The 11215-nt window shown below is 63.9% G+C and carries 10 protein-coding genes and 1 pseudogene; 3 read left to right on the forward strand and 8 right to left on the reverse strand.

Annotated elements, in window-relative coordinates:
- Positions 1 to 91 precede the first annotated feature (91 nt).
- Entirely contained in the window at positions 92 to 2782 is a 2691-nt protein-coding gene (gene acnA / locus C725_RS06830) for an aconitate hydratase AcnA (protein WP_008601289.1), read from the forward strand.
- A gap of 113 nt (positions 2783 to 2895) precedes the next feature.
- On the opposite strand, the pseudogene C725_RS06835 reads toward acnA, so the two are convergent.
- The 5 genes and pseudogenes from C725_RS06835 to aroQ all read right to left on the reverse strand — a co-directional run bounded on the left by C725_RS06835 (position 2896) and on the right by aroQ (position 8629).
- A pseudogene (locus tag C725_RS06835) lies at positions 2896 to 4038 on the reverse strand (acyl-CoA dehydrogenase family protein).
- Positions 4039 to 4045: 7 nt separating this feature from the next.
- The gene (locus C725_RS06840; RefSeq protein ID WP_008601295.1) at positions 4046 to 6031 is read right to left on the reverse strand and encodes an acetyl-CoA carboxylase biotin carboxylase subunit; all 1986 of its coding nucleotides are present in this window, start codon (positions 6029 to 6031) and stop codon (positions 4046 to 4048) included.
- A 303-nt stretch (positions 6032 to 6334) separates the two neighbouring features.
- The gene (gene accC / locus C725_RS06845) at positions 6335 to 7678 is read right to left on the reverse strand and encodes an acetyl-CoA carboxylase biotin carboxylase subunit (RefSeq protein WP_008601298.1); all 1344 of its coding nucleotides are present in this window, start codon (positions 7676 to 7678) and stop codon (positions 6335 to 6337) included.
- Between the two features lie 6 nt (positions 7679 to 7684).
- Positions 7685 to 8137, reverse strand: coding sequence for an acetyl-CoA carboxylase biotin carboxyl carrier protein (accB, locus tag C725_RS06850; RefSeq protein WP_008601300.1), 453 nt, complete (start codon positions 8135 to 8137; stop codon positions 7685 to 7687).
- A gap of 72 nt (positions 8138 to 8209) precedes the next feature.
- A complete protein-coding gene (gene aroQ, locus C725_RS06855) occupies positions 8210 to 8629 on the reverse strand; it encodes a type II 3-dehydroquinate dehydratase (protein WP_149864590.1) in 420 nt (139 codons plus the stop codon).
- 103 nt (positions 8630 to 8732) lie between these two features.
- Here aroQ and thiS point away from each other — a divergent pair, with 103 nt between their 5' ends.
- On the forward strand, positions 8733 to 9734 hold the full coding sequence (thiS, locus tag C725_RS06860) for a sulfur carrier protein ThiS (protein WP_008601306.1): 1002 nt from the start codon (positions 8733 to 8735) through the stop codon (positions 9732 to 9734).
- Between the two features lie 119 nt (positions 9735 to 9853).
- Entirely contained in the window at positions 9854 to 10045 is a 192-nt protein-coding gene (locus C725_RS06865) for a CsbD family protein (protein ID WP_008601307.1), read from the forward strand.
- 129 nt (positions 10046 to 10174) lie between these two features.
- Here C725_RS06865 and C725_RS06870 read toward each other — a convergent pair whose 3' ends face one another.
- The 3 genes from C725_RS06870 to C725_RS06880 are packed head-to-tail and all read right to left on the reverse strand — an operon-like array spanning position 10175 to position 11131.
- On the reverse strand, positions 10175 to 10630 hold the full coding sequence (locus C725_RS06870; RefSeq protein ID WP_008601309.1) for a nucleoside deaminase: 456 nt from the start codon (positions 10628 to 10630) through the stop codon (positions 10175 to 10177).
- A 16-nt stretch (positions 10631 to 10646) separates the two neighbouring features.
- Complete coding sequence (locus C725_RS15745; RefSeq protein WP_008601310.1) at positions 10647 to 10805, reverse strand: YqaE/Pmp3 family membrane protein; 159 nt, start codon at positions 10803 to 10805, stop codon at positions 10647 to 10649.
- A 38-nt stretch (positions 10806 to 10843) separates the two neighbouring features.
- The gene (locus tag C725_RS06880; RefSeq protein WP_008601311.1) at positions 10844 to 11131 is read right to left on the reverse strand and encodes a hypothetical protein; all 288 of its coding nucleotides are present in this window, start codon (positions 11129 to 11131) and stop codon (positions 10844 to 10846) included.
- Between the last annotated feature and the right edge of the window lie 84 nt (positions 11132 to 11215).

The following is an 11215-nucleotide window of genomic DNA, read 5'->3' on the forward strand; positions in this document are numbered from 1 at the left end:
CTGCGGCACCGGAACCCTAGCGCTGTGCCGCTGCGTTCGCTAACCGAGAGCCAAATTTCGGCACAGCAGACGCAAAGGGACATTCGATTCCATGACACAGATCGGCCGCGACAGCCTGAACACCCGCCGCACGCTTGACGTGAACGGCACCGAATTCGCCTATTATTCCATTCCCGCCGCCGCCGAACGCTTCGGCGATTTCTCCAAGCTGCCCTTCTCCATGAAGGTCCTCCTGGAGAACATGCTGCGTTTCGAGGACGGCGAGACCGTCGGCGAGGAGGACGTGAAGGCTTTCGCGACTTTCCTGGCGCAGGGAAGCGTCAACCGCGAGATCGCCTATCGCCCCGCGCGCGTCTTGATGCAGGATTTCACCGGCGTGCCGGCGGTCGTCGACCTTGCCGCCATGCGCTCCGCCATCGACGCGCTGGGCGGCGAGGCGGAAGCGATTAACCCGCTGGTGCCCGTCGACCTCGTCATCGACCACTCCGTCATGGTGGATGCGTTCGGCAATCCGCAGGCGTTCGAGAAGAACGTCGAGCTGGAATATGAGCGCAACCGCGAACGCTATGAGTTCCTGAAATGGGGAGCCAGCGCGTTCCGTAATTTCCGCGTCGTGCCGCCGGGCACGGGTATCTGCCACCAGGTAAACCTGGAATATCTGGGTCAGGCCGTCTGGTCGTCGGAAGATGCGGACGGCGAGATGGTCGCCTATCCCGACACGCTGGTCGGAACCGACAGCCACACGACGATGATCAACGGCCTCGGCGTCCTTGGCTGGGGCGTCGGCGGTATCGAGGCGGAAGCGGCCATGCTGGGCCAGCCCGTGTCCATGCTGATCCCGGAAGTCGTCGGCTTCAAGCTGTCGGGCAAGATGTCGGAGGGCATTACCGCCACCGACCTCGTCCTCACCGTCGTCGAAATGCTGCGCAAGAAGGGCGTCGTCGGCAAGTTCGTCGAATTCTACGGCCCCGGCCTCTCCTCCATGACACTGGCCGACCGCGCGACCATCGCCAATATGGCGCCGGAATATGGCGCCACCTGCGGCTTCTTCCCCATCGATGCTGAAACGATCCGTTACATGCGCTTTACGGGCCGTGAGGACTGGCGCTGCGATCTGGTAGAGGCTTACGCGAAGGAGCAGGGTCTGTGGCGAGAGGACGGCACACCCGATCCCGTCTTCACCGACACGCTGGAACTCGACCTTGGTGCCGTGGTGCCCTCGCTGGCGGGTCCGAAGCGGCCGCAGGACCGCGTCGCGCTGCCGGATCTGGGCGCATCCTTTGCCAAGGACATGGCAGCCGGGACCTTCGCGCGCGAGCGTGAGAACGCCGAGACGCGCTATGCGGTGGAGGGCGAGGATTACGAGATCGGTGACGGCGACGTCGCCATCGCCGCGATCACCAGCTGCACCAACACGTCGAACCCCGATGTGCTGATCGCCGCCGGTCTGGTCGCGCAGAAAGCGCGGGAAAAGGGCCTCAATAGCCAGCCTTGGGTGAAGACCTCGCTGGCGCCGGGTTCGCAGGTCGTGACCGACTATCTGGAGAAGACCGGCCTGCAGGACGAACTCGACGCGCTGGGCTTCGACCTTGTCGGCTATGGCTGCACCACCTGCATCGGCAATTCCGGCCCGCTGCCGGCGCCGATCTCGAAGGCTATTGCCGACAATGATCTGGTCGCCACCAGCGTCCTTTCGGGGAACCGCAATTTTGAGGGGCGCGTGTCGCCGGACGTTCGTGCCAATTACCTCGCCTCGCCGCCGCTGGTCGTGGCCTATGCGCTGGCCGGCACGGTAAAGAAGGACCTGACCAAGGATCCCATCGGCAAGGGCAAGGATGGCGAGGATGTCTATCTGAAGGACATCTGGCCCACCAATCAGGAGGTGAAGTCCGTCGTCGAGGGCGCGCTGTCGCCGGCCATGTTCAAGGAGCGTTACGGTCAGGTCTTCGACGGCGACGAGCGCTGGCAGGGCATCGATGTGACGGGCGGCCGGGTCTACAAGTTCAACCCATCCTCCACCTATGTGCAGAACCCGCCCTATTTCGAGGGCATGTCGATGCAGGTCACCGATCCGCAGGACGTCGTGGGCGCCCGCGCCTTGGCCGTGTTCGGCGATTCGATCACCACCGACCACATCTCCCCCGCAGGCAGCATCAAGGCGGACAGCCCGGCCGGCGAATATCTGCAGGAGCATCAGGTCGCGAAGGCGGATTTCAACTCCTACGGCTCCCGCCGCGGCAATCACGAGGTGATGATGCGCGGCACCTTTGCCAATATCCGCATCCGCAACCAGATGGTTCCGGGCGTCGAGGGCGGCTTCACCAAGTATATCCCGTCCGGCGAAACCATGCCGATCTATGACGCGGCCATGAAGTACAAAGAGGACGGCACGCCGCTCGTCGTGCTCGGCGGCAAGGAATATGGCACCGGCTCCAGCCGCGATTGGGCGGCGAAGGGCACCATTCTCCTCGGCGTGCAGGCTGTCATCGTCGAGAGCTACGAGCGTATCCACCGCTCCAACCTCGTCGGAATGGGCGTGCTTCCGCTGCAGTTCAAGGAGGGCGAAAGCGCCGAAACTCACGGCCTGACGGGCGACGAGACGTTCACGATTCGCGGCCTCGCAAGCCTGGAGCCGCGTCAGGACGTGACCGTCGATTTCGAGCGGGCGGACGGATCGACCGGCTCCTTTGCCGCGCTCTGCCGCATCGATACGATGAACGAGATGCACTATTACCGGAACGGCGGCATCCTGCATTACGTGCTGCGTAACCTCGCCGCCTGACGCCGCGGGCGCCGTCATGGCATAGAAGAAGGGGCACCGCTTCGCATGTGCAAGCGGCGCCCCTTTTTTTGCCCGGCGTCGGCGCGCGAACCGCTGGCCGCCTGCCGCGCTCGTCACAGCGACCGGCTGATCACTTCCTTCATGATTTCGGAGGTGCCGCCGAAGATGCGGGTCACGCGGGCATCGCGCCACAGGCGGGCAATGGGATATTCGTTCATATAGCCCGCGCCGCCGTGCAGTTGCAGCGCCGCATCGCAGACGTCGTTCTGCATTTCCGTGTGCCACAGCTTGGCGGCCGAGGCCTCCGCCGTGTTGAGTTCACCTGCCATGTGCCGTTTCAATGCCCAATCGAGATGGGCCCAGCCGACCTGCAGCCGCGCAGCGAGCTCCGCCAGCGTGAATTTCGTATTCTGCATCTGGAACACGGTGGTCCCGAACGCCTTGCGCTCCTTCGTGAAGGACACCGCCTAGTCGAAGGCACGCTGCGCGCCGGCCTGGGCGGAAATGGCGATGGACAGGCGCTCCTGCGGCAGCTCGCCCATCAGATAGGCGAAGCCGCGCCCCTCCTCGCCCAGCAGGTTTGTCATGGGCACGCGCACATCATTGAAGAACAGTTCCGACGTGTCGGCCGAATGCTGGCCGATCTTGTCGAGATTGCGGCCGCGCTCGAACCCTGCCGCGCCGGCTTCCACCAACACGAGAGAGGTGCCCTTGGCACCCAGCTCCGGATCGGTTTTTGCGACGACGATGACGATGTCCGCATTCTGGCCGTTCGTGAGGTACGTCTTCGAACCGTTCACCACCAGTTCGTTGCCGTCCCGCCTGGCGGTCGTTCGAATGCCCTGAAGGTCGGAGCCCGTGCCCGGCTCCGTCATGGCGATGGCGCTGATGATCTCGCCCGAAACCATGCCGGGCAGATATTTCCGCTTCTGCTCCTCCGAGCCGTAGCGTTCGATATAGTTCGCGGTGATGTCGCTTTGCAGCGTGAACCCGGCCGAGGACCCGATATAGGCCAGTTCCTCCGCCACGACGGCGTTATAGCCGAAATCGAGACCGAGGCCGCCATAGGCCTCCGAGACTGTCGGACACAGCAGGCCGGCCTCTCCAACCGCGCGCCATTCCGCGCGGCCGACGATGCCCTCCGCTTCGTGTCGGTCCAGATTGGGCGCCATGACCTTTGCGAACACCTTGCGGACGGTGTCGCGGAACAGCTCATGGTCCTGATCATAGGCCGTACGGCCGGCGGTGTTCAGCATCCCGTTCCTATTCGAATTCCATGATGACATCGTCGACGGCCAGGCTGTCGCCCGCTTCGGCCTTGATGGACGCCACCGTACCGGCCTTCTCCGCGCGCAGGATATTCTCCATTTTCATGGCTTCCACGACGGCGAGCGGCTGGCCCGCCTCGACCGGGTCGCCCTCCTTCACATGCACCGTCACGACGAGGCCCGGCATGGGGCAGAGCAGCAGCTTCGACAGGTCGGGCGGGACCTTCTCGATCATGTGCTCCGACAGTTCGTAGGTCCGCGGACTCAGCGTGCGCACATGGTGACGGCTGCCGGCGATGCCGAGCCGATATCCCACCTCCTGCCGCTCCACCTCGACGGCAAATTCCTGACCGCCGAGCTTGCCGAGGAACAGCGGGTCGCCTGGCAGATAGCCGGATTCCAGCTCGTGGTCCTCTCCCCCATAATGAAGGTCGAAGTCGGGCGCGTCCCCGTCGATGGCGACGAAGTGGGGGTCGCCGTCCAGTGTGATGACCCATTCGCGGCCATAGGCGGGGCTGCCGTTCAGCTGTCCGGTGATATTCGCCGTGCGCGCCGTGTCCGTCGCCTGTATGGCGGCCGCCGCCGCGACGAGTTGAACGGTCTGCATATCCGTCAGCGGCGCGCCGGCGAACCCCTCCGGATATTCCTCTGCGATGAAGCCCGTCGTAATGTTCCCCTCGCGAAAGCGCGGGTGCTGCATGACGGCTGACAGGAAATCGATATTGTTGCCGATGCCGCGAACGACGTACTGGCCGAGCGCCTCCAGATTTCGGTCGATCGCCTCCTCACGCGTTTCGCCATAGGTGATCAGCTTGGCGATCATCGGGTCGTAGAACATGGAAATTTCGCTGCCCGGCACGACGCCCGTATCGACGCGCACGGCCCCCTCCACCTCCACCGGCGGTTCATAGGCGGTCAGCCGCCCGATGGACGGCAGGAAAGAGCGATAGGGATCCTCCGCATAGACGCGCGATTCGATGGCCCAGCCGGTCAGCGTGACATCGTCCTGCGTGAAATCGAGTTTCTCGCCCGCCGCCACGCGGATCATCTGTTCGACAAGGTCGAGGCCGGTGATCATTTCCGTCACCGGATGTTCGACCTGAAGCCGCGTGTTCATCTCCAGAAAGTAGAAGCTGCGGTCCGCGCCGGCGATGAACTCGACCGTCCCGGCGCTGGTATAGCCGACGGCCTTTGCCAGCTCGACGGCCTGCTCGCCCATCTTCTGCCGCATCTCCGGCGTCACGAAAGGGGAGGGCGCTTCCTCGATCACCTTCTGGTGGCGGCGCTGGATCGAACATTCGCGCTCGCCCAGATAAACGCAATTGCCGTGGCTGTCGGCCAGCACCTGAATTTCGATGTGGCGCGGGCTTTCGACGAACTTCTCGATGAAGACGCGCTCATCGCCGAAGGAATTCAGCCCCTCCGACCGCACGGAGGGAAAGCCCTCGCGCACGTCCTTTTCGGAATAGGCGAGGCGCATGCCCTTGCCGCCGCCGCCCGCGGAGGCCTTCATCATGACGGGATAACCGATGTCGCCCGCGATGGAGACGGCGTGGTCCACATCCTCGATCTCGCCGACGAAACCGGGCACCACATTGACCCCAGCCTCGCGCGCCAGCTTCTTCGATTCGATCTTGTCGCCCATCGCCGCGATGGCGCCGGCCGGCGGGCCGATGAAGGTGATACCGGCCTTGTCGAGCGCCTCCCGAAAGGACGCGCGCTCCGACAGGAAGCCATAGCCCGGATGCACGGCGTCGGCGCCGACATGCTTGCAGGTCTCGATGATCTTGTCCGCGAGGAGATAGCTTTCCCCGGCCGGCGGCGGACCGATCCGGACCGCCTCGTCCGCCATGCGCACATGCAGCGCGGCCTCATCGGCGTCGGAATAGATGGCGACGGTGGCAATGCCCATCCGGCGCGCGGTCTTGATGACGCGGCAGGCGATCTCGCCGCGATTGGCAATGAGGATTTTCTTGATCAATTCAGTCGCTCCCGGATTTCCCCAGCGTCTTTGGCGGGCGTCGCCCCTGCGGGTCAAGGCGAGCGAGCCTGCATATTTCACTGGGCAGACGGCCGGGTCGCTGCAAAAGCGCCAGGTTGCCGCGCTGGACGCGCGCCTGAGTTCATCAGCCTCTTCGTTCGTCGCGCCTGCATGGAGCGGGGCGGGCTGTCCGCGACTCGATTTTGCTGGCGAACCGATCCTTCTCGCCGGCCGCCACTTTAGAGCGGACCGGGAGAAGATGATCACGGCAGCAGCGGCCGGCGTTTGGACCGGCGCCGCCGCTCAGTCCTGCGCGGCCAGCCACGCCTCCAGCCACTTGATCGAGTAATCGCCGTTCTGAATATCGGGTTCCTCGATCAGCGCCTGATGCAGCGGAATGGTCGTCTTCGGCCCCTCGATCACATATTCGCGAAGGGATCGGCGCAGGCGCATGATGCACTCTTCGCGCGTCGCGCCGTAGACGATCAGCTTCGAAATCAGCGAATCATAATAGGGCGGAATGCGGTAACCGTCATAGAGCGCACTGTCGACGCGCACGCCCAGGCCGCCGGGCACATGATATTGCTCCACCAAACCCGGCGAGGGCGCGAAGGTCCGCGGATCCTCCGCATTGATGCGGCACTCGATGGCATGACCCGACAGGCGCACATCGGCCTGCGTAACCGACATGGGCAGGCCTGCGGCGACGCGGATCTGCTCGCGGACCAGGTCGAGGCCGGTGATCATCTCCGTCACGGGATGCTCCACCTGCAGTCGGGTGTTCATCTCGATGAAGTAGAAATTGCCGTCCTCGTACAGGAACTCGATAGTGCCGGCGCCGCGATATTTCAGGTCGGCGATCGCCTGGCGGCACACCTCCCCCATACGGTCGCGCTCGTCGGCGCTAAGCGCCGGCGACGGCGCCTCCTCCAGCACCTTCTGATGGCGGCGCTGCAACGAACAGTCGCGTTCGCCCAGATGCACCGCGCCGCCCTGCCCGTCGCCAAAGATCTGGAACTCGATATGGCGCGGATTGCCGAGGTACTTCTCGATATAGACCGTGTCGTCGCCGAACGCGGCCTTCGCCTCCGACTTCGCCTGGGACAGGGAGCGCGACAGGTCCTCCGGACGCTCAACCACCTTCATGCCGCGTCCGCCGCCGCCGGATGCGGCCTTCACCAGCACGGGATAGCCAATCTCGAAGGCGATGGTCTCCGCCTCCTCCAGGTCGGATACCGCCCCTTCCGAACCCGGAACCAGCGGCAGGCCGACCGCACCGGCGGTCTTCTTCGCCTGCACCTTGTCGCCCATAACGCGGATATGTTCCGGGCTGGGGCCGATAAAGGCGATGTTGTGCGCCTCGACAATGTCGGCGAACTTCGCGTTTTCCGACAGGAAGCCATAGCCGGGATGGATGGCATCGGCGCCCGACACCTCTGCCGCGGCGATGATGTTGGCGATGTTCAGATAGCTGTCTGCGGCGGACGGCGGGCCGATGCAGACCGCCTCGTCGGCCAGCCGGACATGCTTCGCCTCTGCATCGGCCGTCGAATGCACGGCGACCGTTTGTATGCCCATTTCATGACAGGCGCGAAGGATACGAAGCGCGATTTCGCCGCGATTGGCGATCAGGACCTTTTCGAACATGGCGGGTTACTCGACGATCGCCAGCACCTGATCGAACTCGACGGGCTCCTGATTTTCGACGCAGAGCCTCTTCACTGTTCCGGCCTTCGTCGCGGTGATCGGGTTCATGACCTTCATCGCCTCCACGATCAGCAGCGTGTCGCCGGCCTCGACACGGTCCCCCTCCGACACGAAGTTCGGCTTGCCGGGCTCCGGCGCCAGATAGACGGTGCCGACCATCGGCGATTTCACGGCGCCGGGATGCGCCTTCATGTCGGGTGCCGCGGGCGCGTCCGCAGGCGCTGGTGCCGCCGGCGCGGCCGCGGCCTGTGCGGGCGCCGCCGCGTAGCTGACGGGCGCCGCCGTCATCTGGCGCGCGACGCGTATCTTGCGCTCGCCGTCCTCAACCTCGATCTCGCTGAGGCCCGTGTCGCCGAGCAGTTCGGCAAGCTGACGCACCAATTCGGTATCGACGGTCATAGCGCCGCTCTTGGGTGCCTGTGCCATTCAATGTCCCCTTAAAGTCTCAAACGCGGCCTGCTGCCCGCCCGTTCAGAGCGTCGCGGCCGCACGCAAGGCCAAGCTGTAGCCTTCCACGCCGAGCCCCGCAATCACGCCCTTGGCCACCGGCGCGATATAGCTGCGCCGGCGAAACGGCTCTCGCGCATGCGGATTCGACAGATGAACCTCGATAACCGGCAGTTCCACCGCCTTGATCGCATCGTAAAGCGCGATCGAGGTGTGCGTGAACGCGCCGGCATTCAGGATGACCGCCCTGGCGGCGTCGGCCCGCGCCTCGTGCAGCCAATCGATCAGGTGCCCCTCATGGTTCGACTGGCGCATGTCGACGGCGACCCCCAGGGCCAGCGCCTCATCCTCCAGACGGCCGGCAATGTCGTCGAGCGTGTCCGATCCGTAGATCGCCGGCTCACGCGTGCCGAGCAGGTTCAGGTTCGGGCCGTTCAGGACCATGATCAGCGGCTTGTCGGCGGTTTCGGCCACGTATGCCTCGGGCTTCCGGTTGGTTCATCGGGAAGGCATGCCTATATCCGTCCGGACTTCAGTTTGGAAACCCATGGACACGACGCTACCCATAACCGTGAACGGCGAACATCGCCGGATCCACAAGCCCGCCACCGTGCGCGATCTTCTCAACGAACTCGGCCAGGATCCCGAATCCGTCGCCGTCGAGCGCAATATGGAGATCGTCGCGAAATCGGCTTACGACTCCACGCAGCTCGCCTCGGGCGACGAGATCGAGGTCGTGCACTTCGTCGGCGGCGGAGACGTGACGAACCGCGCCGCCGCAGACGATGGCTGGGACATTGCCGGCACGCGCTTTACCTCGCGCCTGATCGTCGGCACGGGCAAGTATAAGGATTTCGAAACGAACGCGCGCGCTGTCGAAGCGGCGGGGGCGGAAATCGTCACCGTCGCCGTGCGCCGCGTCAATGTCAGCGATCCGAGTGCGCCGCGTCTGACGGAATTCATCGATCCGAAGAAGGTCATGTACCTGCCGAACACCGCCGGCTGCTTCACGGCCAGCGACGCCGTGCGCACGCTGCGCCTGGCGCGCGAGGCGGGCGGCTGGAAACTGGTGAAGCTGGAGGTGCTGGGAGAGGCAAAGTCGCTCTATCCCGACATGGAGCAGACCCTGTCCGCCACGAAGGAACTGGTGAAGGACGGCTTCGACGTCATGGTCTACTGCGCCGACGATCCCATTGCCGCGAAGAAGCTGGAGGACGCCGGCGCGGCCGCGATCATGCCGCTGGGCGCGCCCATAGGGTCCGGCCTCGGCATTCAGAATCCCGTCACCATCCGCTTGATCATCGAGGGGGCATCCGTGCCGGTCATCGTCGATGCCGGCGTCGGCTGCGCGTCCGACGCGGCGACGGCGATGGAACTTGGCTGCGACGGCGTTCTGATGAACACGGCCATCGCAGAGGCGAAGGACCCGGTCATGATGGCCCGGGCAATGAAGGCGGGCGTCGAGGCGGGCCGCTTGTCATACCTGGCAGGCCGCATGGGACGCCGCAGGTATGCCGATCCATCGAGCCCGCTGGCCGGTCTGATCTGAGACCAGTCGGGGAAATCAAGCGATATTCAGGGAACTCCAGACCGCCCCGCCCGTTCTAATCATGAGCGAGTAAGGCAGACGCGGCAAAGTACCGCCGCAGTAAAGATTGGAGTTTTACCATGGGTGAATTCACTGACAAGGCCAAAGGTGCTTTGAACGAAGCCACTGGAAACGCGAAACAGGACATTGGCCGTGCCAAGGGCGATCCCGAGATGGAGCAGGAAGGCTATCAGCAGGAACGCAAGGGCGAATTCCAGCAGGCCAAGGGTGAGGTCAAGGACAACGTCAAGGATCGCGTAGACCGGATGTAACATACCTGGCTACGCCATATCCGGAACCCTGAGTTCCGGTTCAAGCAAACGGCTCGAACTTTCCAGTTCGGGCCGTTTTCTTTTATCGGTTACGAAAACGGAAATATGAGAGTTCTTCGAATCTCGATATCAGAAGAACTTCAACGAACGCGACTTGGAGCGGCGGTCCTGGAAGAAACTTTTCAGCAGGTCCGCCGCCTCCCTTTCCCCGATGCCCGTATAAATGTCGGGACGATGATGACAGGTGCCGTGGGAAAATACGCGCGCGCCGCTGTGAACCCCGCCGCCCTTCGGATCGTCTGCCGCAAAATACAGCCGCCTGAGACGCGCATGGGAAATCGCCCCCGCACACATGGCGCAGGGCTCCAACGTCACATAGATGTCCGCTGACAGAAGGCGTTCGGAGCCGACATGCGCGGCAGCGGCACGTATGGCCAGGAGTTCCGCATGCGCGGTCGGGTCGTGCCGGCCGCGCGTTTCGTTCCCCGCCCCGGCGACGATCTCGTCATCGATGACGATCACCGCGCCAATGGGAACCTCTCCGCGTGCGGCCGCAGCCCGCGCCTGATCCAGCGCGGCCTGCATGAAGCGGCTTTGAAGCTTAACGGGCGTAATTGACCCAGATGCCATGAATGACGCCCGGCACCCATCCGAGCAGCGTAAGGACCAAATTGATAATGATGTCCGTCCCATTGCCGCGGCCGATGGCGACACCCAGCGGCGGCAGGACGACGGTCAGAATGAGTACGAGTATGCCCATTGGCGAAATTTCCTAGCGCGTGTTCCGATTCGCCACCATCAACCCTCGTCGTTCGACGTTTGGATGTCGATAGTCGGCACGTTGACCTCAAGCTGGTCCCGGTCCACCGCAATGCGCGGCACGTCCACCGTCGCCTGATCCGAACTGACCTTGATGGACCCGGTCTTCAGGGCGACCTGCGGAACGTCGCCGCCGCTAACCTCCACATTCGGTGCACGCAGACCGCCACTGGATTCCAGCTCCAGCATGCCCGTGCCGAACAGAACCACCACGACGATAACCGCCAGCGCAACGATGCTCGCTACAGCCTTTCCGCCTCTACCCATGACCCAGGTTCCTTCTTGCGGCCATATGCGAATCGAACGCGCCCTTAGGGCGTTGGTTGCATGGCACAACATGGCTATGCGGGA

The organism is Pacificimonas flava, from assembly GCF_000342165.1.
GTDB classification, from domain to species: Bacteria; Pseudomonadota; Alphaproteobacteria; order Sphingomonadales; family Sphingomonadaceae; genus Pacificimonas; species Pacificimonas flava.